Origin of the sequence: Comamonas sp. 4034, from assembly GCF_050434545.1 — a bacterium.
Lineage (GTDB): Bacteria > Pseudomonadota > Gammaproteobacteria > Burkholderiales > Burkholderiaceae_C > Comamonas > Comamonas odontotermitis.
In genome coordinates this window covers 24,876-47,189 of sequence record NZ_JBNDIT010000005.1, presented here as the reverse complement: position 1 = coordinate 47,189, position 22,314 = coordinate 24,876, and the positions used below count along the sequence as shown (strand labels likewise).

Genomic DNA, 22,314 nt, shown 5'->3' with positions numbered 1-22,314 from the left:
TCTTCAATACAGTCAATCCCAGTTGTAAAGGAGACCTCATGGCCAAAATGAAAGCGATCGAAGCCGCAGTCCGCGTGCTCGAAAAAGAAGGTGTGACCGTTGCATTCGGCGTGCCCGGCGCTGCAATCAATCCGCTGTACGCAGCAATGAAGGACCACGGCGGAATCGGCCACATCCTGGCCCGCCACGTCGAGGGCGCGAGCCACATGGCCGAAGGCTATACCCGCGCCGTCGCGGGCAACATCGGTGTGTGCATCGGCACCAGCGGCCCGGCTGGTACCGACATGATCACCGGCCTGTATTCGGCCAGTGCCGATTCCATCCCGATCCTGTGCATCACCGGCCAGGCACCACGTGCCCGCCTGCACAAGGAAGACTTTCAGGCTGTAGATATCGCCTCCATTGCCAAGTCCGTCACCAAGTGGGCCACCACTGTGCTGGAGCCCGCCCAGGTGCCACGCGCCTTCCAGCAGGCGTTCCATCTGATGCGCTCCGGCCGCCCCGGCCCCGTGCTGATCGATCTGCCCATCGACGTGCAACTGGCAGAGATCGAATTCGACATCGACACCTACGAGCCACTGCCTGCCTACAAGCCTGCTGCCTCGCGCAAGCAGGCCGAGAAGGCCATCGAAATGCTCAACACATCCGAGCGTCCCTTGATCGTCTCCGGCGGCGGTGTCATCAATGCCGACGCAGCCGATCTGCTCGTGGAGCTGGCAGAAACGCTGAACGTGCCCGTAATCCCCACACTGATGGGCTGGGGCACCATCCCCGACGACCACCCATTGATGGCAGGCATGTGCGGCCTGCAAACCAGCCACCGCTATGGCAATGCCACCATGCTGGCATCGGACTTCGTGTTCGGCATCGGCAACCGCTGGGCCAACCGCCACACTGGCTCGGTCGATGTGTACACCAAGGGCCGCAAATTCATCCACGTGGACATTGAACCCACCCAAATCGGCCGCGTGTTCGCGCCAGACTATGGCATCGTCTCCGACGCTAAGGCGGCGCTGGAGCAATTCGTTGCCGTGGCCCGCGAATGGAAAGCTGCGGGCAAGCTCAAGGACCGCAGCGCCTGGGTCTCCGAGTGCCAGGGCCGCAAGAACAGCGTCGAATACCTGCGCAAGACCAACTTCGACAATGTGCCGATGAAGCCCCAGCGCGTGTACCAATGCATGAATCGCTCGCTGGACCGCGACACCACCTATGTATCCACCATCGGCCTGTCACAGATTGCTGGCGCCCAGTTCCTGCACGTGTACAAGCCCCGCAACTGGATCAACTGCGGCCAGGCAGGCCCACTGGGCTGGACCACGCCTGCCGCCCTGGGTGTGCGCGTGGCCGATCCCAAGCGCAAGATCGTGGCCCTGTCCGGCGACTACGACTTCCAGTTCATGATCGAGGAGCTGGCCGTGGGAGCGCAGTTCAAGCTGCCCTACGTCCATGTGCTGGTCAACAACAGCTACCTGGGTCTGATCCGCCAGGCGCAGCGCGCCTTCAGCATCGACTACTGCGTGCAGCTCGCCTTCGACAACATCAACATGAGCGAGGATGAGGCCGCGCGCGGTTATGGCGTGGACCACGTCAAGGTCGTCGAGGGCCTGGGGTGCAAGGCCATCCGCGTGCACCGTCCCGAAGACTTCGCCCCCGCCATGCAACAGGCCGAAGCCTGGATGGCCGAGCACCAGACACCGGTCGTCATCGAATGCATTCTGGAGCGCGTGACCAATATCGCCATGGGCACCGAAATCGACAACGTGGTCGAGTTCGAGGGTCTGGCCGCAGGCAAGGCCGATGCCCCCAGCGCGCTCGCCCTGCTGGATTGAACGTTCCCCTTTTTCACTGGAGTTTTGCCATGCCCCGTTTTGCTGCCAATCTCAGCATGCTGTTTACCGAGGCACCCTTCCTCGAGCGTTTCGAGCGCGCCGCCAATGCAGGCTTTGAAGCTGTCGAATTTCTGTTTCCCTATGCCCACACGGTCGAAGAGATCCAGGAGCGGCTCAACGCCACGGGCCTGCAGATCGTGCTGCACAACCTGCCTGCGGGCGACTGGGATGCGGGTGAGCGCGGCATCGCCTGTGACCCCAGGCGCGTGGATGAATTCCGCGCCGGTGTGGCCAAGGCCGTGACCTATGCCCACGCACTGGGCGTGCCTCAGCTCAACTGCCTGGCCGGCAAGGTACCGGCAGGTGTGGACGCAACCACGCTGCGCCGCACCTTCGTCGAAAACCTGCGCTTTGCCGCCGCCGCGCTCAAGATGGCCAACCTGCGCCTGCTGGTCGAACCCATCAACCCGTTCGACATTCCCGGCTTCTACCTGAACCGCACGGACCAGGCGCTGGACATTCTGGACGAAGTGGGCGCCGCAAACGCCTTTGTGCAGTACGACATCTACCATGCCCAGCGCACCGAAGGCGAACTGGCAGCCACCCTGCAAAAGCATCTGGCCCGCATCGGCCACGTGCAGTTGGCCGACAACCCGGGCCGCAACGAGCCGGGCTCGGGCGAGATCAACTACCCCTTCCTGTTCTCGCACCTGGACCGCATCGGCTACACCGGCTGGGTCGGCTGCGAGTACAAGCCCGCCATAGACACCGAATCCGGGCTGCGCTGGATCGAGACCGTTGCAGGCCAGAAATGCTCTGCCGTGGCCGCCTGATAAGCGCCATCCACTATAGAAATTGATATTCAAGAAAACCAAGGAGATCTCTTCATGAATGCAACGCCCCTCAAGCTCGGTTTCATCGGCCTGGGCATCATGGGCGCACCCATGTGCAGCCACCTGATCGCGGCCGGCCACCAGCTGTTCGTCAATACCCGAGGCAAGATGCCTGCGAACATCGCTGAAAGCAGCGCGACCCAATGCACCACCGTGCGCGGTGTGGCCGAGCGGGCGGACATCATCTTCGTGATGGTGCCCGACACGCCTGATGTCGAAGAAGTCCTGTTCGCCGAAGACGGCCTGGCTGCAGGCCTCAAGGGCAGCACAGGCAAGATCGTCGTCGACATGTCCTCCATCTCGCCTGTCGCCACCAAGGAATTTGCCAAGCGCATCCAGGCCCTGAGTGTTCAGTACCTGGACGCGCCCGTCTCCGGTGGCGAAGTCGGTGCCAAGAATGCCACGCTGTCCATCATGGTCGGTGGCCCGGACGCCGCCTTCGAGCGCGTCAAGCCGCTCTTTGAGAAGATGGGCAAGAACATCACGCTCGTGGGCGGCAATGGCGACGGCCAGACCGCCAAAGTCGCCAATCAGATCATCGTGGCATTGAACATCGAGGCCGTGGCCGAGGCATTGCTGTTCGCATCGCGCGCTGGCGCCGACCCTGCCCGCGTGCGCGAAGCGCTGCTGGGTGGCTTCGCTTCTTCGAAGATTCTGGAAGTGCACGCCGAGCGCATGATCAAGCGCACCTTCGACCCGGGTTTCCGCATCGCGCTGCACCAGAAGGATCTGAACCTGGCGCTCTCCAGCGCACGACAGCTGGGTGTATCGCTGCCCAACACGGCACAGGCGCAGGAGCTGTTCAACAGCTGCGTGGCACATGGCGGCGCAGGCTGGGACCATTCGGGCCTGGTGCGCGCACTGGAGATCCAGGCCAACTTCGAGATCGGGCAGAAAGCGCCCGCATAAAACACCCGTTGGCATTGCGAGTGAAAGGCCGGCTGACAGAGTCGGCCTTTTTTATGGCAAGCGTTGCCCGGAAGGAAACCGCTTCTTCGACGAGTGCTGACCAGGTTTTTTTGCACCTCTCTCCACAGCCCCTCGGCACTGGCGCGCTATGCTTGCGCCATGTCCCGTTCTGCCCGTCTACTGCAACTGCTCGATCTGCTGCGCCGCGCGCGCCAGCCACAAACCGGGCCAGCATTGGCCCAGACCCTGGACGTCAGCCTGCGCACGCTCTACCGCGATATCGCCAGCCTGCGTGAACAAGGCGCTGCCATTGAAGGTGACCCTGGCGTGGGATTCGAGATGCGACCCGGTTTTCTGCTGCCGCCCTTGATGTTCAACGCCGATGAGCTGGAGGCCTTGCTGCTGGGCGCACGCTGGGCCAGCCTGCAGGCAGATCCTCACCTTGCCCGGGCCGCCGAAGCTGCCATGGCCCGCATCCGAACCGCGCTGCCGCTGGACTTGCGCATTGCCGTCGACACCAGCGGACTGCTGGTGCCCAATATGCATGAGACTCCTGCGCCAGAGGCTTGGCAGGCCGCGCTGCGCCGCGCCATCCGCGCCGAGCACAAGGTAGTGCTGCACTACCAGGACCAGCATGGCACCTTGACCGAGCGCCTGGTATGGCCCGTGGCCATGGCCTATTTTGAGCGCAGCCGGGTCGTCACCGCCTGGTGCGAGCTGCGCCAGGCGTTTCGCCATTTCCGCGCCGACCGCGTGCACCACCTTCAAGACCTGGGTGAGCGTTACCCAGAGGCGCGCCAGCACCTGATCCAGCGCTGGCTGGCCGAGACGGGCTACACGCTGGATTAGAAGACGCTTAGGCTCCGAGAACCTGTTCACTGCTGACAAAAACTGTCAGCGCCTCTTTCTACATTGCCTGCATGGCAGCTTCGCCATGACGACAAGGACATACCGTGAACGCTCACAACCCCGCTCCACTTCGCTTTTTCTACCACCCCCAATCGCGCGCCCGCATCGTGCGCTGGATGCTGGAGGAATGCGGCGCCACCTATGAGCCTGTGCCACTGGAGTTCGGCACCACGATGAAGGCGCCGGAGTACCTGGCGCTCAACCCCATGGGCAAGGTACCCGCACTGCAGCATGGCGACACGGTGATCACCGAGACCGCCGCCATCCTGGCCTACCTGGCCGATCTGTTTCCACAAAAGCAATTGGCTCCAGCGCTCGGCGATCCGGCACGCGGCACCTACTACCGTTGGCTGTTTTTCGTGGCGGGGCCGGTGGAAGCCGCCATCACCGCCAAGGCCGAAGGCTGGCTGGCCCAACAGACGAGCGAGCAGGCCCTACGCGCCGGCTTTGGCCGTTTTGACGATGTGGTTCGCAGCCTGCAGTTGGCCGTCCAGGGCAAGCGTTATGTGTGCGGCAACCATTTCACCGCTGCTGACCTGTGCCTTGCCAGCTACATCGGCTGGGGCATGATGGAAGGCAGCCTTCCGTCTCTGCCTGAGTTCAAGACCTACGCCGATCCCCTGCTGCAGCGCCCGGCCTCGCAGCGCGGCGACGTGCTGGACGGTCCCATGGAGACTGAAGCGTCCGCTGCGGTCTAACGCAAAAGCGGTTTCGCCGCCCGGTTGGTGCGCACCAGACCATCTAAATTGATAGCAACCGGCATCGCTTGACCATGCAACCTGCGCATGTGGAGCGATGCCATCGCCGTGCCATGGGGATCAGGCACAATAGACCGGATGTGGCCGGTGCCACCTTGTTCCACTCAGCCACCCATGCCAGCTTTTTCGTACGAAGTTCTAGACGCCCAGGGCCAGACCCGCAAGGGCATGATCGAGGCCGACAGCGCCAAGGCAGCACGCAACCAGCTGCGTGCCCAGGCCATGGTGCCGCTCGTGGTCGAGCCCACCTCCGGCAGCGACGACACGACGCCCGGCGTGGCGCGCAGCCGCCGTTCGGTCTTCAACGCCACGGGGCTGGCGGTCTGGACGCGCCAGCTCGCAGGCCTCATCAGTTCTGGCCTTCCGCTGGAGCGGGCGCTCACCGCGCTGATGGAAGAGATCGACAGTGAACCGCAGCGGCAATTGGTGGCCAGCCTGCGGGCCGAGGTGAATGGCGGATCAACCTTTGCCAACGCCCTGGGGCTATACCCCCGCGATTTTTCGCAGATCTACCGCGCCGTGATCGACGCAGGCGAGCACAGCGGCCACCTCGACCGTGTGCTGGAGCGCCTGGCCGACGACCTGGAGGAGCGCGAACAGCTCAAGAACAGCCTGGTGGGCGCAGCGCTCTACCCAGCCATCGTCACCTGCTTTGCCTTTGTGGTGGTGATGGTGCTGATGAGCTATGTAGTGCCGCAGGTCGCCGAGGTATTTGCCGGCACCAAGCACGCGCTGCCAGTCCTCACCCGCATCATGCTGGCCTTCAGCGAACTGATCCGCCACTGGTGGTGGCTGGCAGCTGGTGTGGCAGTCGTAGGCACGGTGATGCTGCGCCTGTCGCTGCGGCAGCCGCATTTTCGACAACGTTTTGATGCAGCATGGCTGCAGCTGCCCATCGTCGGCAAGCTGGCCCGCAATTACAACGCGGCGCGTTTTGCCTCCACGCTGGCCATGCTCAGCAACGCTGGCGTGCCCATTCTGAAAGCCCTGCAGGCTGCCGCGCAGACCGTGAACAACCGGGCCATGCGCCAGGATGCCATCGACGCGCTGGACATGGTGCGCGAAGGCGCGCCACTGGCATCGGCCCTGGCACAGAAAAAGCGCTACCCTGCGCTCCTGTCCATGTTTGCCCGCCTGGGCGAGCAGACTGGCGAGTTGCCGCAGATGCTGCAGCGCGTGGCCAACCAGCTGGCGGGCGATGTCAAGCGCCGGTCGATGCGCCTTGCGACCATCCTGGAGCCGCTGCTCATCGTCGGCATGGGCATCGTTGTCGGCATCATCGTTATGGCAGTGCTGATGCCCATCATCCAGCTCAACCAGTTTGTGCGCTAGCGCATGCGGCGCTGTGCGGCCTTGTCTGTCGCACCGCATTTTTAGCCCCCTGAGTCCGTAGAGAACCCTATGCCCGTCACGCTCGATAACAAGCTCGTCGTTGCCATCTCATCACGGGCGCTGTTCAATTTTGAGGAAGAGAACCTCGTGTTCGAGCAGGGTGACGACCGCGCCTATGTCGCGCTGCAGATGCAGAAGCTGGACGTACCTGCACCTCCGGGCGTGGCGTTTTCGCTGGTCAAGAAGCTCCTGGCTTTCAACAGCGGCACCGACCAGAAGGTGGAAGTGGTACTCCTGTCGCGCAACGATCCCGTCAGCGGCATGCGCGTGTTCCGCTCCTGCAAGGCGCATGGGCTCGACTCGATCCAGCGCGGAGTTTTCACACAAGGGCGTGATCCATTCAGCTACCTCAAGCCGCTGGGCGCGCACCTGTTTCTCTCCGCCAATGCAGTGGATGTGCAGCAAGCGCTGCAGCTGGGTTTTCCAGCGGCGCGCGTGCTGACCGAATCGGTTCAGGCGCACGACGGCCATCCGCATGAAGTACGCATTGCCTTTGACGGCGATGCCGTGCTGTTCTCCGACGAAGCCGAGCGCGTCTACCAGGCCCAGGGCCTGGATGCTTTCCAGCGTCACGAGATCGAGCGCGCCTCGCACCCGCTGCCCGATGGCCCTTTCAAACCCCTGCTGGCCGCCCTGCACCGCCTGCAGCAAGATACGCAGAGCCAGATGCGCATCCGCACGGCCCTGGTGACGGCGCGCAGCGCGCCAGCCCATGAACGCGCGATCCGCACTCTGATGGACTGGAACATTGGCGTGGACGAGGCGATGTTTCTGGGAGGCCTGGCCAAGGGAGAGTTCCTGCGCGAGTTCGAGCCGGATTTCTTTTTTGACGACCAGACCGGCCACGTCAACAGTGCCGCACGCCATGTGCCCGCCGGCCATGTGAGCAGCGGGATTGCCAACACCTGAGGGCAGAAGCTGGCGCCGCCCTCGGCTTGCTGCTCTGCCCGCATGAGAATGAATGAAAAGAGCCACCGGCAGCCTCACAGAAGGCGCTGGCAGCTCCTTTTCAATGGCAATTCAAGCCATCAGAACTGTTTGACGAACCCCACGGTCACCGAGCGGCCCCGCAGCGGCGCTGCGTTCTTGATGTACGAGGTGTGCGCATACGCGAGCTTGTCGGTCAGGTTGTCCACCTTCAGGTAAGCCTGCCATGGCGAGCCGTCGCTGGCGCGGTCGTGGTAGCTCAGGCGCCAGCCCAGCATGCCGTAACCGGGCGTTTCGGTTTCGTATTCCGCCACCTTGTTCTGGCGTTTGACGAGCGTCCATTCCGCCTCGCTGCGCCAATGCTCCCACTGGCCCGCCAGCCGCAAGCCGACGCGTGCGGGAGACAGGCGCGGGATGTGGCTGCCGTCATCCAGTCTCGCATGCACCATATCACCCCAGACCGTGGCTCGCCAGTTGGCATTGATCTTGTGCTGCACCTTGGCTTCCAGCCCGGTAAAGGTGGCCGTCTGCTGGCTGTATTGCAGCAGTTGCAGACCGTCCACCGCGTCCAGCGTCTTGCCGTAGATGTAGTTGGCAATGTGGTTGCGGTAGAGGTTGACACTGGCAATGGTATTGCCCTGGGGATCGAATTTGCGCTCCAGCCCCAGATCGATGTTGTTGGAGCGCTCGGCGCGCAGCCTCGAATTGCCCAGCTCGTAGGTGGCCGTTGCCATGTGCAGGCCATTGGCATACAGTTCTTCGGCGGTCGGCATGCGGGTCGCGGTGGTGAGATGACTCGTCAGGCGCCAGCCGGGGGCGAAGCGCCAGCCTGCTCCTATCGACGCAGAAGTGCCGTGGTGGCTGCGGCGCTCGCCACCGCCAGCCTCGTCGGCATCGACACTCTGCCAGTCATGGCGCACTGCGGCTTCAACGCTGACATCGCCAAACCGCTGCTGCTCCATCAGGAACAGGCCATTCTGGCGGGTGACGGTAGGCTGGAGATAGGCTTCCTCTCCTACGGCGCTAAAGCGCCGGCGTGAGGTTTCCAGGCCAAACACGCCCGTCCATCCGGCAATGGGCTCGTGCACGGCTTCCAGGCGCAGATCGTGCGCACGGTTGCGGAAGGTGGTGGCCACTGCCCCATCCTCGACCTCGTCGTGCTTATAGTCCGTGACACCACCGCGCAGGCGCACGGCACTGATCCCTGCAACAGGGTTGCGCCACTCGCCGCGCAGATCGTAGCGCTCACTCTTCAGGCGCACCACGGGTACATCGCCGCTTTCATGGTCGTGGTCGTGATCTTCATGGTCGCCGTCGCCATGGTCATGCCCGCCGCAGTGCAGGTGCAGGCCATGCAGGTGGCAGCCTTCAATACTATGGTTGTGGCCAGGCAGGCCATAGTTTGCCGTCTGCCGCGTGTAGGCCGCGCCCAGATAGCTGCCGTCGTCTCCAATCCAGGAGAGGCCAACGCTGCCATCATTGCCTCGCGAGCGGCTGCCTGCAACCTTGCCCCCGCCTTCCCAGCCGCTGCCGACGCGGTAATCGTGCGCATTGCGGGCCATGCCCTCGGCATGGATGGCGAAATTGCCGCTGCCGCCAGTCACCGACACAGCTCCTGCTGCACCCGCACCGCCTGTGCCCGCGCGCATTTCAACCTGGCCTTCATAGCCTTTTTTCGGCACGCTGGTAGGAATCTTGTCGTCCAGCACATTGACGACGCCGCCAATGGCACCCGCGCCATAGATCAGCGCCGATGGGCCGCGCAATACCTCGATCTGCCGCGCCAGCATGGGTTCGGTGGTCACCAGATGGTCTGGACTGACGGTAGAGGCATCCTGGATCGCCGCGCCGCTTTGCAGCACCTTGACGCGCGCACCGTCCATGCCACGGATCACCGGACGGCTCGCCCCTGCGCCAAAGTGGGTTGCCTGAATGCCCGGCTCCCCTGACAAGGTATCGCCCAGGTTGGCGCCCCGGCGTTGTACCAGCTCGTCGCCGGTCAGCACATCGGCAGGCGTGGTCAGGTCATCCACGCTGCGCGCCAGTGCATCGGCCTGCACCGTCACCTGGCCCAGCGTGACCTCTTCGGGGGCTTGCTGCGTGTCCGCAGCGTTTTGTGCAAACACGGCCGTACTGGCGCACAGTGCAGCCACTGCAGCAACGATGGCCGGTTGCGCCAGACTCGCCGTGAAGGAAGAAAAGTATTTGGAAGAATAAGACATGGCATGCCCAAGGGCTGCGTGCCCGCATGCAACGCCAGCGGGCAGGCAACCAAAGATAGAAAGAAACGGCCTGTTGCGCCTATGAATGAAGCGCTTTAAGCTACAAATTAAATAGCATCAACCCATTTCAGATCGAAGGATCGCGCGGGTACACAACACACTCCCGTTGCCGCGGCCCAGCAAAAGCCTGGCCCGGCTGGCGCATTCAGCAGCGCAGATACCTGATTCAGAAATGGAACAGCGCCGTGGGCGGGCCACGCGCAAAGAACAGCGCCGGGCTCTGGCGCAACAGTACGGCCCCCATGCAGGCATTGCGCACGGGTGCAAACAGGAAGGTATGCAAGGCCGTGGCCACACCGGCCATGGCGGGCCCCAATGCCAAGTGGTGGAAAAGCTCGCAGTCAGCGCTGCCGTGCGCGCCAAACCAGCGCTCGATACCACTTGTCGCCGGGCTGCCTGCCACCGAGTCGCCGTCCACCAGATTGCCGGCGATCGGGCTGTCGGCCACCGGGTTGCCGGCCACCTTTTTATCTGCGGCGGGCCAGGAGCCATCTGCAGCGGCTTGGGCAATACCAGGCACGGGCAAGCTAGGCGCACCGGCATCGTTTTTCCACGCCTCCAACGCTGCCCCCGCGCGCGGGGCATGCGCCACCTGGTGCATCTGGCCAAGCATGGCCATGAACACCTGCAAGGCGCAGCAGGCCAAGAGCCAACGCACGCAGACCGCACGCACCCGTCCATTGGCCTGCCGAGCCATGAAGCAGCGGGTTGGGTGAAGGCGGAACATGGGGTGGACTGCGCGATGTAAACCGACAATTATTGCAACATCGTTGCATTATTCCACATCGCGGGCATGAAAAAGGCCTGCATGGCAGGCCTGGGTGGATATATAGCGGCGGCAAACACTTACAAGAAGCGCTCCAGCAGCTTGCGCGACGCCTTGTCGAGCCTGGTGGTGTCGGGCAGTTTGTAGTGAATGCCGTCTGCCGACGTGATCAACAGGTTCTGTCGGCTGCCGAGCTTGCGGATGTCTTCCTCCGCCTTCAAGGTCATGCGTACCGGGCCACGGTCGGTTTCGACCTCCCAGATGCTGGGCACGGAGAAGGTAGAGACACTGAGGATGCGCTCGATCAGCGGCTGGAACTCGCGCGCGGCCAGATCTTCATCGAGCAAGGCGCGCGCTGCAGTATCAACGGCGTCCAGATCGGGAATCCACAGTGCTTCCTTGCCGTCTTCGGCAATCAGCGAAATGCCATGCACCGGGGCAGACAGCGGAAAGGCGCGTACCGGGTTGACCACGGCACTGGTTCCGTCTTCCTTTTGCAGCACCAGGCGCCCAAAGGGGTTGCGCGTGAGCGGCATTGGTGCTGCCACCTGAGCGGCAGGGGTGAGGTTCGTATTCATACGGGTACTTTCTGCGCCGGATGGTCAGGCGTTGTCGTTCAGCGACTCGGCATTCGTCTTGGGAATGGCCTGCACGTCGTAGGTTACGCCAGCGGCGCGCACCGTCACCACGCCTGCGGCTTCGGCATCTTCTTCGGCGCGGCGGGCCTGGGCCATGTACAGGCGCCAATAGGCGCCTTCCTTGGCCATCAGTTCGTCGTGCGGGCCCACTTCCACAATCTCGCCGCGGTCCATCACCACCAGGCGGTCGGCCTTGCGCAGGGTGGACAGGCGGTGGGCAATCGCAATCGTCGTGCGACCTTGCACCAGGTTGTCCAGCGCACGCTGGATTTCCTTTTCGGTTTCGGTATCGACCGCAGACGTTGCCTCGTCAAGGATCAGGATGCGCGGATCGATCAGCAGCGCCCGTGCAATCGAGATACGCTGTCGCTCACCACCCGACAGGCCCTGGCCGCGCTCACCCACGAGCGAGTCGTAACCATGCGGCAGGCGCAGGATGAATTCGTGCGCATGGGCAGCGCGGGCGGCAGCCACGATCTCTTCGCGCGTGGCGTGCGGCTTGCCATAGGCAATGTTTTCGGCAATCGTGCCAAAGAACAGGAACGGCTCCTGCAGCACCAGGCCGATGTTGCTGCGGTAATCCGACACCGCAATGCGGCGCACATCCACGCCATCGAGCTGGATCGAGCCATCGGTCACGTCATAGAAACGGCTGATCAGGTTGACCAGCGTGCTCTTGCCCGAGCCGCTGTGGCCCACCAGGCCAATCATCTCGCCGGGCTTGATCTGCAGGTTCAGATCCTTGATGACCGAGCGGCTGCCATAGCGAAAGCCCACGTTCTCCATGGTGATCGCGCCCTGCACCTTGCCCAGCTTGACCGGGTTCGCCGGGTCGGGCACGTTGCTCACATGGTCCAGAATGTCGAAGATGCGCTTGGCGCCAGCGGCTGCCTTCTGTGTGACGGAGACAATGCGGCTCATCGAATCCAGCCGGGTATAGAAGCGGCCGATGTAGGCAATGAAGGCCGTCAGGATACCGACCGTGATCTGCTCGTTGGCCACCAGGTAGATACCGAATGCCCAAACGATGAGCAGGCCGATCTCTGTCAGCAGCGTGACCGTGGGGGTGAACAGCGACCAGGTCTTGTTGACGCGGTCGTTGGCCTCCAGGTTGACCTGGTTGGCGTGGGCAAAGCGGTCGGCTTCGCGCTGTTCCTGGGCAAAGGCCTTGACCACGCGGATACCCGGAATGGTGTCGGCCAGCACATTGGTCACTTCGGACCAGACACGATCAATCTTCTCGAAGCCGGTGCGCAGCTTGTCGCGCACGGTGTGGATCATCCAGGCGATGAAAGGCAGCGGCACCAGCGTTACCAGCGCCAGCCAGGGGTTGATCGAGAACAGAATGACCGAGGTCATCACGATCATCAGCACATCGGTGGCGAAATCCAGAGCGTTGAGCGACAGGAACAGGTTGATGCGGTCGGTCTCTGCGCCAATGCGCGCCATCAGGTCGCCCGTGCGCTTGCTGCCGTAGAAGTCGAGCGACAGCTTGAGCAGGTGGTTGTAGGTGGTGGTGCGCAGATTGGCGCCAATGCGCTCGGACACACGCGCCAGCACAAAGGTGCGCGCCCAGCCCAGCACCCAGGCCACCAGAGCAGACACCAGCAAGGCCCCCAGGTAGAACATCACCAGGCTTTTATCGATCTTTTCGCCGTTCTGGAACGGAATCAGGATCTTGTCCATCAAAGGGATCGTCAGGTACGGCGCCACCATGTGCGCGGCGGTGGACAGCAAGGTCAACACAAAACCCAACAACAATTGCATTTTGTAGGGCTCGGCAAACCGCCACAGGCGCAGCAGCACCCAGCTGGAGGTGGGGGCGTTGTTCTGGCGGGCGCAGGCCGGGCAGTCTTCGGCATCAGGGGGCAACAGGGTGCCGCATACCTGGCAGTGGGCGCGTTCATCCTCCAGGTGCTGGTAAGCCTCATTGCGCAACAGGCGCTCGCGCTGCTGCTCGAATTTCTGCACCAGCCCCAGCACGGCGGTCTGGTGGGTCAGGGTCATGCGCCACAGGCCCAGGCGCTGTGTGGTGTCGTGCAGTTCCAGATTACCTACACCGCCATGGTCATAGAAGCGCACGCTCAAATCCGTAGCAAGCGCCCACTCGCCCCACTGCCGGGTCGTGGGATCGGCCACCAGAACCCGCTGTGACGTCAGGGCGATCAGACCGCTGGCAAAACGCAAATCAGCCCCCAAGTCAACGGGAGCGACGGCTAAGACGTTTTCTTGGTTATTGAGCTTGGCTCGCAGTTCGGCCCCCAAAGGGCCAGCAAAGAATGCTGAAGCATCCGCGGATTGGTGATTTTGCATATAGCGTTGTTTTTCCCCGCCCTCGGCGGTCGCAGCTGCCCGGCGTTGCTGCCGGCAGGCCGCTTATTATTGCGGCGATACGGAATGATGTTGGCACCCGTCCATCTCCCCATTAACGCATGACCATGCATTTGGGCTGACAGCCCACCGCCTTGCCCGATTTGGGCGCACAATGCATTCCCATCGACGGCAATTCTCCAGAATTGTTACCAATGTTTATCCGCTGATTGATATGGCGAAATTCAACGACATCCAACTCTTGCGCACAACTTTCCTGCGTGGCCCCAGCGTCTGGACCTACCGCCCGGTACTCGAGGTCTGGCTTGATCTGGGAGAGCTGGAAGACTATCCGTCCAACAAGATTCCCGGCCTCAATGAACGCCTGACCAGTTGGCTGCCCGACCTGATCGAGCACACCTGCGGTGTCGGCGAGCGCGGCGGCTTCATTCAGCGCCTGGAGGGCGGCACCTGGATGGGCCATGTGCTGGAGCATGTGGTCATTGAACTGCTGAACCTGGCGGGCATGCCTGCCGAGTTTGGTCAGACGCGCGAGATCTCCAGGCGTGGCGTGTACCGCATGGTGTTCCGCTGCCCCGAAGAAGCCGTAGCCCGCGTAGCGTTGGAGCATGGCCACAAGCTGCTGATGGCGGCCATCAACGATGAGCCATTCGATCTCAAGCCTGCCGTGCATGCCATCAAGACGGCGATCAATGACCGCTACCTCGGCCCGTCGACCGGCTGCATCGTCGATGCCGCCAGCGAGCGCCGCATTCCCCATATCCGCCTGAACGATGGCAACCTCGTGCAGCTGGGCTATGGCGCTGCACAGCGTCGCATCTGGACGGCTGAATCCGACCAGACCAGCGCGATTGCCGAAGGCATTGCCCAGGACAAGGATTTCACCAAGCGCCTGCTGACCGCCTGCGGCGTACCTGTGCCGGAAGGCCAGATCGTCGCATCGCCCGAGGAAGCCTGGGAAGTGGCACAGGACATCGGCTTCCCCGTCACCGTCAAGCCATCGGACGGCAACCACGCCCGTGGCGTGACGCTGGAGCTGTCTGAAGAAGCAGACATCAAGGCCGCTTTCGCGCTGGCAGAGCCCGAAGGCTCGGATGTCATTGTCGAAAAATTCATCGACGGCGTGGAACACCGCCTGCTGGTGGTGGGCGACAAGGTCGTCGCCGCCACCAAGGGCGAAACCGTGAGCGTGTACGGCAATGGCAAGGCCACACTGCGCGAGCTGGTTGCCGTGCTGAACCAGGACCCGCGTCGCGGCCCCGAGCAGGAATACCCGCTCGACTGGATCAACCTGGAAGCCGGCGCCGTCAAGCTGGAACTCAACCGCCAGCATGTCACCCCGGACAGCGTGATTCCCCAGGGCCAGGGCGTGCTGCTGCAGCGCAATGGCAACATGGCGATCGATTGCCTGGACGATGTGCACCCCGACGTGGCGTACTACGCCGTATTGGCGGCAAAGATCGTGGGCCTCGACATCGCCGGCATGGACATGATCCTCAAGGACGTCTCCCAGCCCATGCAGGGCCAGGGCGCGATCCTGGAAGTCAACGCGGGCCCGGGCCTGCTCATGCACCTCAAGCCCACCAGCGGCGCGCCGCGCCCCGTGGGCATGGCGATTGCCGATCACCTCTTCCCGCGTGAAGACGGGCCTGGCGCTGGCCGCATTCCCATTGCAGGCATCGTTGGCACCCGCAACAACGCCTTCATCGCCCGCCTGGTGGGCTGGCTGCTGCAACTGTCGGGCAAGGCCACCGGCGTTGCCAGCAGCGAAGGCATGTTCATCGCCAACCGCCAGACGCAAAAGACCGATACCGGCAACTGGGCCGGTGCCCACCGTCTGCTCACCAACCGGCTGGCCCAGGCCGCCGTCATCCAGACCACGGCCCGTTCCATCCTCGAAGAAGGCCTCGCCTACGACCGCTGCCTGGTCGGTGTGGTCACCGACATGGATGGCTACGAGCAACTGGCCGACCACGATGTGCTGGAGCCCGGCCAGATGCGCCGCGTGATGCGCACCCAGATCGATGTGGTGCTGGACGAAGGTGCAGGCGTGCTGAACGCCGACCTGCCCGAAGTGGCCGACCTCGCCGAACTGTGCGATGGCGAAGTGATCCTGTATTCGACCGATGCCGGCAACGAAGCCGTAGCCGCCCACCGAGCCAACACCGAAGCCCAGCACGAAGGTGGCCGCGCCGTGTTCGTCAAGGGCAACAACGTGGTGCTGGCCACCGGCACGCAGGAACGCGTGCTGGGCACGCTCGATGCCCTGTCGCTGCCCGGCGGCAAGAAGCCCGATACCCCTGCGCTGCTGGCTGCGATTGCAACGGCCTGGGCGCTCGATATCACGCCCGATCTGATCGGCGCGGGCATCAAGACCTTTGAATACCAAGTTTGAGGCTGCACCTCAATTGCTCCTATAAATATAGCTGTTACCGCTTCCCCCATAAGCGAAAATCAATAAATAGCTTGATATTCAGCTGAAAGAACACTATGCAGATCACCCGCACCCGAGCCCTGCGTGGCCCCAACCTCTGGACCCGCAGCACCGCCATCGAAGCCGTCGTGCACTGTGACGACAGCGAACTGCTGTACACCGCCATGCCCGGCTTTGAAGAAAAGCTGCGCGCGCGCTTTCCCACCATTGGCACGCTGCAGCCGCATGGCGCGGCCCAGCAGCTGTCGCTGGCCTATGTGCTGGAGCGCGCTGCCCTGTCGCTGCAAGCCCAGGCTGGTTGCCCCGTCACCTTCAGCCGCACCCAGGAGACCGTGGAACGCGGCACCTTCCAGGTGGTGGTTGAATACACCGAAGAAGCCGTGGGCAAGCTGGCCATGGAAAAGGCCGAGGCGCTGATCCAGGCCGCACTGAACGACACCGCCTTCGATGCGGATGCCACGATTGCCCAATTGCGCGAGTTGGACGAAGACGATCGCATTGGCCCCTCCACGGGTGCCATTGTCGATGCCGCCGTCGCCCGGGGCATTCCGTTCCGGCGCCTGACCACCGGCTCGCTCGTGCAGCTGGGCTGGGGCTCGAAGGCCCGCCGCTTCCAGGCGGCAGAGCTCGACTCCACGAGCGCCGTGGCTGAATCGATTGCGCAGGACAAGGACCTGACCAAACGCCTGCTGCATGCCGCTGGCGTGCCCGTGCCCATGGGTCGCCCCGTGGTCGACGTGGAAGACGCCTGGGCCGTGGCCCAGGAAGTGGGCCTGCCTGTCGTGGTCAAGCCCCAGGACGGCAACCAGGGCAAGGGCGTGGTGGTCAACATCACCACCCGCGAAGGCCTGGAAGCTGCCTACAAGGTGGCAAGCGAATTTGGCGATGAAATCCTGGTCGAGCGCTTTCTGCCCGGCCACGACTTCCGCATGCTGGTCGTTGGCGGCCAGCTGGTGGCAGCGGCCCGCCGCGAGCCGCCCCAGGTGCTGGGCGACGGCCAGCACACCATCCGCGAGCTGGTGAACATCGTCAACCAGGACCCCCGCCGCGGCTCGGGCCATGGCACGGCGCTCACCAAGGTTCGCCTCGATGACATCGCCATCGCCCGCATCGCCAGCGAAGGCCTCACACCAGACAGCGTGCCCGCCCAAGGCCAGCGCGTGGTGCTGCGCAACAACGCCAACCTGTCCACCGGCGGCAGCGCCACCGATGTGACCGACGATGTGCATCCCGAGATCGCCGCACGCGCCATTGAAGCCGCCCAGACCATCGGCCTGCACATCTGCGGCGTGGATGTGGTCTGCGAAACCATGCTCAAGCCACTGGAAGAGCAAAGCGGCGGCATTGTCGAAGTCAATGCCGCCCCCGGCCTGCGCATGCACCTGGCGCCCTCGTTCGGCCGCCCGCGCAATGTCGGCGTGCCCATGGTGGACGAGCTGTTCGCCCCGGGCGACGATGGCCGTATTCCCGTGGTGGCCGTCACCGGCACCAACGGCAAGACCACGACCACACGCGTGATCACCCACCTGTTCACCTCGCACGGCTGGCGCACCGCCATGACCAACACCGATGGTGTGTGGGTCAATGGCCGCCAGATCGACAGCGGCGATTGCTCCGGCCCCAAGAGCGCCCGCAACGCCCTCGCCCACCCCGAAACCGATGCAGCCGTGCTCGAATGCGCGCGCGGCGGCATCCTGCGCGAAGGCCTGGGCTTTGACCGCTGCCAGGTGGCGGTCGTCACCAACGTGGGCGAAGGCGACCATCTGGGCCTGAACTACATCACCACCAAGGAAGATGTGGGCGTGCTCAAGCGCGTCATCGTGCAGAACGTGGCGCCTACCGGCTATGCCGTGCTGAACGCGGCCGATCCGCTCGTGGCCGCCATGGCCCATGTCTGCCCCGGCAAGGTCATCTTCTTTGCGGCCGACCGCCACCACCCCGTCATGGCCACGCACCGCGCCCAGGGCAGCCGCGTGGTCTATGTGGATGGCGACAGCATCGTGGCCGCCGAAGGCTCGTGGCGCGAATCCATTCCGCTGCGCGAAATTCCGCTCACCCGCAACGGCACCATCACCTTCCAGGTGGAAAACATCATGGCATCCATCGGCGCCGCCTGGGCGACGGGCCTGCCCTGGCAGACCATCCGCCGCGGCCTCGCGGGTTTCTTGAGCGACAGCGACAATGCGCCTGCCCGCTTCAACGTGATGGATTACAAGGGCGCCACCATCATTGCCGACTACGGCCACAACCCGGATGCCATGCGCGCCCTGGTGCAGGCCGTGGAAGCCATGCCCGCCAAGCGCCGCAGCGTGGTCATCAGCGGCGCGGGCGACCGCCGCGACCAGGACATCATCGAGCAGACCCAGATCCTGGGCAAGGTGTTCGACGACGTGATCCTGTACCAGGATGCCTGTCAGCGTGGCCGTGAAGACGGCGAAGTGCTGGCCCTGCTGCAAAAGGGCCTGCAAGGTGCGCCGCGCACCAGCTATGTCACCGAAATCCACGGCGAATTCATCGCCATCGACCACGCGCTCTCGCGCCTGCAACCGGACGACCTGTGCCTGGTGCTGGTGGACCAGGTGGAAGAAGCGCTGGCACATCTGCGCAAGCACGTGGCAGAAGCCGCACTGGCCTGAAAAACTGCGCAGCGACCGCGCTGCCCCCAAGATGCCGGCCCGGCTGGCATCTGCTATAAAAATAAAATACAAAATCCTTGACAGATGCGCAATAGCGCAGATTTCAAGGATTTTTTTACAGGAGTATTCGATGATGCGATTTGCCCCTTGCCTGCGCACCATGCTGGTGGCCGGTGCCTGCGCCGCAGCAGGCCACGCCATGGCCAGCCCGGAGACCATTGGATCGGTGGATACGGTCTTCAAGCTGGTCGGCCCCGACCACAAGATCGTCGTCGAAGCCTATGACGACCCCCAGGTCAAGGGCGTGACCTGCTATGTCTCGCGCGCCAAGACCGGCGGCATCAAAGGCGGCCTGGGCCTGGCGGAAGACCGCTCGGAAGCGTCGATTGCCTGTGTACAGGTAGGCCCCATCACCATTGAAAAGCCGATCAAGCAGCAGGATGAAGTGTTCAGCGAACGCACATCGCTGCTTTTCAAGCGCCTGCGCGTGGTGCGCATGGTCGACACCAGCCGCCATGCGCTGGTCTACATGACCTATTCCGACCGCGTGATCGAAGGCTCGCCCCAGAACAGCGTGACGGCGGTGCCGGTACCCGCTGCGGTACAGATACCCATACGCTGACCAACGCAGCAGCTGCTGCGCGAGACACCTTTGTACATTGGCCTAGCGCAGCATCGACGACATGGCTGACAGGCAGTTGACCATGCGCACGGCCGACTCGATCTCGGGCGCGCTGAAGCGCACGGTGCAGCCATCCACACGCTCCAGCGTCGGCCACTGGCAGAACAGGTCGGCCATGCCGGGCGAGGTGGCGGTGATCTCCACCCGCACCGGGCTGGCGGCCAGGAGCGGCTCGCACTGCGCGCGTTGCGTCAGCGCCAGCACCACCCCTTCACGGATCGCGGCCTGAGACTGCTCGGGCGACAGGCTGATGCCGCTTGCGTGGCCCGTGGCGCGCTTGGTCTGCACAAACACGGCGCAGGGAAAGAGGGCCTCGTTTTCTGCGCGCAGCACATCATCGCCTGCCAGCATCACCACCGGCGCGCCATAGGCACCGGCCAGCGCACCGTAGATATGGGCTTCGCTGGCTGGCTGGCCGTTGATACAGACCCGCGCAAACGCAAAACCATTGATGGTGTGCGCCAGAATGCCGCGCCCCTGGGCGCGCGAGTGGTAGCCCACCATGCACACCGCATCCACGCCCAGCTCCACACCGGCCACCATGCTCAGGTAACGCGGCTTGCCTTGAATCACCTGCGCCCGCGCATCCAGCAGATCGGGCGGCATATTGCGAAAGCCGCCGTGCGAATCGTTGACGAACACCTCGTTGGCCCCGGCTGCAAAGGCGCCATCAATCGCCGCATTGGCCTCCTGGGCCATCCAGCGGCGGGCACGCTCATACTCGGGGTTGCCCGCACGCACCTGTTCGGCGTGGTAGACACCGGCCACGCCTTCGATATCAACAGAAATCAGTACTTTCATTGCTCAGTCTTTCCACAGATCCTGCCAGCCCCAGCGGCGATGGCCATCGCGCCCTTGCACCGTCTGCGCATGCCACATCGCATGGTAGATGGCCTGCTCCACGGCGTCGGACGCGGCGCGGAACAGCGGATCGAGCTGCGCCTCGTGCAGCATTGCCACGGCGGGCATGGGTTCGTTCACATCGGCGGGCTGCGTATAGGCACAGCTGAACGCCAGCGCAATATCGCCGCTGCCGTGGCCATAGCAGGAGCCCGTATTCGCCAGCCCCGCAGCAGCGCGCCGGGCCACACGGCTGAGCTGGCGGCTGTCCAGCGGCGCATCGGTGGCCAGCAGCATGATGATGCTCCCCTTGTCCACACCATCGCCGGGCGCAGCCTGCTGCTCCTTGGCCTGCAGGCGCTGCTGCAGTACCGCCCCCACCGGCACACCGCCCCAGCGCAGGTCAGCGAGCTTGCCCATATTGGCCTGCACCAGCGCCCCCACGGTGTAGTGGCGGTGCGCTATTTCCACCACACGCGAGGCCGTACCGATGCCGCCCTTGAGCTGAAAGCACGACATGCCGCGCCCCGCGCCCACTGCGCCCTGGGTCACGTCATAGGCGGCAGATTGCACGGCCTGGCGGTAGTGGTCTGCCGTCACCGCCATGCGCTGGATGTCGCTCAGGTAGCCGTCATTGCACTCCAGCACCAGCGCATTCACCGTGGGCAGGCTGCGGCCGCATTCGGGGTTGGCGGCAATGCACTCGGCAATCTGTGCCTGCACCACGGCCGGCACGCCAAAGGTATTGGTGAGTGCGATGGGCGTTTCAATCTGGCCCAGCTCGGCCAGTTGCACCAGGCCCGCACTCTTGCCAAAGCCATTGATCACCGCCAGCCCCGCTGGCAGCTTGTGCAAAAAGGGATTGGCCACCGGCGGCACCACCACCGTCACACCGGTTTGCAGGTCGCCTTGGGCAACGGTGCAGTGGCCCACGCGCAGGCCCGCCACATCGGTGATGGCATTGCGCGGCCCGGCGGGCAAATGGCCTACCCGGGGCACAGCGGCGCAGGCTGCCAGCAGTTGTGCATCAGTCAATGTGCGCCCCCGAATCCTGCACCACCTGCTTCCAGTAGGCCAACTCGGCAGGCAGCGCTGCCTTGAAGCTGCGCGGATCGGACTGCACGGGCTCTGCGCCCAGCCCCTTCAACCGCTCTGCCATGGCGGGCGTTGCCATCACCTTGGCGATGGCAGCGTGCAGCCGGGTGACGATGGCATCAGGCGTGCCAGCGGGTGCAAACAGGCCGTACCAGCTGGTGACCGCCAGATCCTTGCCCAGGGGCGCAATATCGGGGGCCAGCTGCGTCGGCTTGTCGGAGGCGACGCCCAGCACGCGCAGCTTGCCGCTGGTCACAAAGGGCATCACACCGGGAAAGCTGCCGAACGTCATGGGCAACTGGCCCGCCACCACATCGGTGGCCGCAGCCGATGCGCCCTTGTACGGCACATGCAGCAGCTCGATCTTCTTCTGCTTTTTCAGCATTTCGCCCAGCAGGTGGTTGAGCGTGCCGTTGCCTGCCGAGGCATATTCCACCTTGCCCGGGTGGGCCTTGGCATAGGCCACCAGCTCGTCCAGCGTTTTGGCGGGGAATCTGGGGTTGACTACCAGCAGGTATGGCGCCACCGCCAGTTGCATGATGGGCGTGAAATCCTTGAGCGGATCAAACGGCACCGTGGTGTAGAGCGCCGGGTTGATGGTGTAGGCGCTTTGCGCCGTCACCAGGAAGGTGTAGCCGTCTGCCGCAGCGCGCGCCACCTGGCTGGTGCCCAGGTTGCCATTGGCACCGGGCCGGTTCTCCACCACCACGGGCTGGCCCAGCGAGTTCTCCAGGCCCTGCGCCACCGCGCGGGCAATCACATCGTTGGCACCACCGGGCGCCTGGGGCACGATGAAGGTGATGGGTTTGGCAGGCCAGTTGCCCACCGCCTGCGCCCAGGCCTGCGGCGCGCCAGCGAGCACAGCGGCGCCAGCGGCCACTACCAGCCACCTGCGCTTGAAGAAGAAAACAGCTGCTGACGAACGGCCAGTGCGCGCCACAACATCAAATTTCATAGCAAACTCTTTCGGTAGGTTTGAACTTTTTGGCAGCA

Annotated in this window: 17 protein-coding genes; 10 read left to right on the top strand and 7 right to left on the bottom strand. The window is 63.7% G+C overall.

The window, feature by feature from the left end; genetic code table 11:
• Positions 1–38: 38 nt before the first annotated feature.
• From gcl to ABIE32_RS06950, 7 genes are all read left to right on the top strand, one after another.
• The gene (gene gcl / locus ABIE32_RS06980; protein ID WP_224150332.1) at positions 39–1,829 is read left to right on the top strand and encodes a glyoxylate carboligase; all 1,791 of its coding nucleotides are present in this window, start codon (positions 39–41) and stop codon (positions 1,827–1,829) included.
• 29 nt (positions 1,830–1,858) lie between these two features.
• Positions 1,859–2,662 carry a hydroxypyruvate isomerase gene (hyi, locus tag ABIE32_RS06975; protein ID WP_429014924.1) on the top strand — a complete coding sequence of 268 codons (804 nt, stop codon included), beginning with the start codon at positions 1,859–1,861 and terminating at the stop codon, positions 2,660–2,662.
• A gap of 54 nt (positions 2,663–2,716) precedes the next feature.
• The gene (gene glxR, locus ABIE32_RS06970; RefSeq protein WP_429014923.1) at positions 2,717–3,631 is read left to right on the top strand and encodes a 2-hydroxy-3-oxopropionate reductase; all 915 of its coding nucleotides are present in this window, start codon (positions 2,717–2,719) and stop codon (positions 3,629–3,631) included.
• Positions 3,632–3,790: 159 nt separating this feature from the next.
• Positions 3,791–4,480, top strand: coding sequence for a helix-turn-helix transcriptional regulator (locus ABIE32_RS06965; RefSeq protein WP_429014922.1), 690 nt, complete (start codon positions 3,791–3,793; stop codon positions 4,478–4,480).
• A gap of 104 nt (positions 4,481–4,584) precedes the next feature.
• Positions 4,585–5,238, top strand: coding sequence for a glutathione S-transferase family protein (locus ABIE32_RS06960; protein ID WP_429014921.1), 654 nt, complete (start codon positions 4,585–4,587; stop codon positions 5,236–5,238).
• 174 nt (positions 5,239–5,412) lie between these two features.
• The gene (gene gspF, locus ABIE32_RS06955; protein WP_429014920.1) at positions 5,413–6,630 is read left to right on the top strand and encodes a type II secretion system inner membrane protein GspF; all 1,218 of its coding nucleotides are present in this window, start codon (positions 5,413–5,415) and stop codon (positions 6,628–6,630) included.
• A gap of 69 nt (positions 6,631–6,699) precedes the next feature.
• Entirely contained in the window at positions 6,700–7,599 is a 900-nt protein-coding gene (locus ABIE32_RS06950) for a 5'-nucleotidase (RefSeq protein ID WP_224150338.1), read from the top strand.
• A gap of 119 nt (positions 7,600–7,718) precedes the next feature.
• On the opposite strand, the gene ABIE32_RS06945 is transcribed toward ABIE32_RS06950, so the two are convergent.
• The 4 genes from ABIE32_RS06945 to ABIE32_RS06930 all read right to left on the bottom strand — a co-directional run bounded on the left by ABIE32_RS06945 (position 7,719) and on the right by ABIE32_RS06930 (position 13,616).
• A complete protein-coding gene (locus ABIE32_RS06945; protein ID WP_429014918.1) occupies positions 7,719–9,839 on the bottom strand; it encodes a TonB-dependent receptor domain-containing protein in 2,121 nt (706 codons plus the stop codon).
• A 226-nt stretch (positions 9,840–10,065) separates the two neighbouring features.
• A complete protein-coding gene (locus ABIE32_RS06940) occupies positions 10,066–10,626 on the bottom strand; it encodes a hypothetical protein (protein ID WP_429014916.1) in 561 nt (186 codons plus the stop codon).
• 119 nt (positions 10,627–10,745) lie between these two features.
• Positions 10,746–11,243, bottom strand: coding sequence for a DUF1854 domain-containing protein (locus tag ABIE32_RS06935; protein ID WP_224150341.1), 498 nt, complete (start codon positions 11,241–11,243; stop codon positions 10,746–10,748).
• Positions 11,244–11,267: 24 nt separating this feature from the next.
• Positions 11,268–13,616 (bottom strand): ABC transporter ATP-binding protein, encoded by a 2,349-nt coding sequence (locus ABIE32_RS06930; protein WP_429014913.1) that lies wholly within the window; start codon positions 13,614–13,616, stop codon positions 11,268–11,270.
• A 232-nt stretch (positions 13,617–13,848) separates the two neighbouring features.
• On the opposite strand from ABIE32_RS06930, the gene cphA (ABIE32_RS06925) reads away from it, so the two are divergent.
• From cphA (ABIE32_RS06925) to ABIE32_RS06915, 3 genes are all read left to right on the top strand, one after another.
• Positions 13,849–16,029: a cyanophycin synthetase gene (gene cphA, locus ABIE32_RS06925; protein WP_224150343.1), complete on the top strand. Its 2,181-nt coding sequence runs from the start codon at positions 13,849–13,851 to the stop codon at positions 16,027–16,029.
• 95 nt (positions 16,030–16,124) lie between these two features.
• Positions 16,125–18,704, top strand: a complete 2,580-nt coding sequence (cphA, locus tag ABIE32_RS06920) for a cyanophycin synthetase (RefSeq protein ID WP_224150344.1) — start codon at positions 16,125–16,127, stop codon at positions 18,702–18,704.
• A 133-nt stretch (positions 18,705–18,837) separates the two neighbouring features.
• Positions 18,838–19,326, top strand: coding sequence for a CreA family protein (locus ABIE32_RS06915; protein ID WP_429015131.1), 489 nt, complete (start codon positions 18,838–18,840; stop codon positions 19,324–19,326).
• 42 nt (positions 19,327–19,368) lie between these two features.
• Here ABIE32_RS06915 and ABIE32_RS06910 read toward each other — a convergent pair whose 3' ends face one another.
• Genes ABIE32_RS06910 through ABIE32_RS06900 form a run of 3 tightly spaced genes read right to left on the bottom strand, consistent with a single transcriptional unit; the run spans position 19,369 to position 22,276 of the window.
• Positions 19,369–20,187, bottom strand: a complete 819-nt coding sequence (locus ABIE32_RS06910) for a M55 family metallopeptidase (RefSeq protein WP_429014912.1) — start codon at positions 20,185–20,187, stop codon at positions 19,369–19,371.
• A gap of 3 nt (positions 20,188–20,190) precedes the next feature.
• Positions 20,191–21,261, bottom strand: a complete 1,071-nt coding sequence (locus tag ABIE32_RS06905) for a P1 family peptidase (protein ID WP_429014911.1) — start codon at positions 21,259–21,261, stop codon at positions 20,191–20,193.
• Complete coding sequence (locus ABIE32_RS06900) at positions 21,254–22,276, bottom strand: Bug family tripartite tricarboxylate transporter substrate binding protein (RefSeq protein WP_429014910.1); 1,023 nt, start codon at positions 22,274–22,276, stop codon at positions 21,254–21,256. Before ABIE32_RS06900 ends, ABIE32_RS06905 begins: the two co-directional genes overlap by 8 nt.
• Positions 22,277–22,314 lie beyond the last annotated feature (38 nt).

What these genes read in the sequence shown, in the direction of transcription:
- cphA (WP_224150343.1), top strand. Translation starts at nt 13,849, where the DNA reads ATGGCGAAATTCAACGACATCCAACTCTTGCGCACAACTTTCCTGCGT.
- hyi (WP_429014924.1), top strand. Translation starts at nt 1,859, where the DNA reads ATGCCCCGTTTTGCTGCCAATCTCAGCATGCTGTTTACCGAGGCACCC.
- ABIE32_RS06965 (WP_429014922.1), top strand. Translation starts at nt 3,791, where the DNA reads ATGTCCCGTTCTGCCCGTCTACTGCAACTGCTCGATCTGCTGCGCCGC.
- gspF (WP_429014920.1), top strand. Translation starts at nt 5,413, where the DNA reads ATGCCAGCTTTTTCGTACGAAGTTCTAGACGCCCAGGGCCAGACCCGC.
- ABIE32_RS06940 (WP_429014916.1), bottom strand. Translation starts at nt 10,626, where the DNA reads ATGTTCCGCCTTCACCCAACCCGCTGCTTCATGGCTCGGCAGGCCAAT.
- ABIE32_RS06950 (WP_224150338.1), top strand. Translation starts at nt 6,700, where the DNA reads ATGCCCGTCACGCTCGATAACAAGCTCGTCGTTGCCATCTCATCACGG.
- ABIE32_RS06930 (WP_429014913.1), bottom strand. Translation starts at nt 13,616, where the DNA reads ATGCAAAATCACCAATCCGCGGATGCTTCAGCATTCTTTGCTGGCCCT.
- ABIE32_RS06910 (WP_429014912.1), bottom strand. Translation starts at nt 20,187, where the DNA reads ATGAAAGTACTGATTTCTGTTGATATCGAAGGCGTGGCCGGTGTCTAC.
- ABIE32_RS06900 (WP_429014910.1), bottom strand. Translation starts at nt 22,276, where the DNA reads ATGAAATTTGATGTTGTGGCGCGCACTGGCCGTTCGTCAGCAGCTGTT.
- cphA (WP_224150344.1), top strand. Translation starts at nt 16,125, where the DNA reads ATGCAGATCACCCGCACCCGAGCCCTGCGTGGCCCCAACCTCTGGACC.
- ABIE32_RS06935 (WP_224150341.1), bottom strand. Translation starts at nt 11,243, where the DNA reads ATGAATACGAACCTCACCCCTGCCGCTCAGGTGGCAGCACCAATGCCG.
- gcl (WP_224150332.1), top strand. Translation starts at nt 39, where the DNA reads ATGGCCAAAATGAAAGCGATCGAAGCCGCAGTCCGCGTGCTCGAAAAA.
- glxR (WP_429014923.1), top strand. Translation starts at nt 2,717, where the DNA reads ATGAATGCAACGCCCCTCAAGCTCGGTTTCATCGGCCTGGGCATCATG.
- ABIE32_RS06915 (WP_429015131.1), top strand. Translation starts at nt 18,838, where the DNA reads ATGCGATTTGCCCCTTGCCTGCGCACCATGCTGGTGGCCGGTGCCTGC.
- ABIE32_RS06945 (WP_429014918.1), bottom strand. Translation starts at nt 9,839, where the DNA reads ATGTCTTATTCTTCCAAATACTTTTCTTCCTTCACGGCGAGTCTGGCG.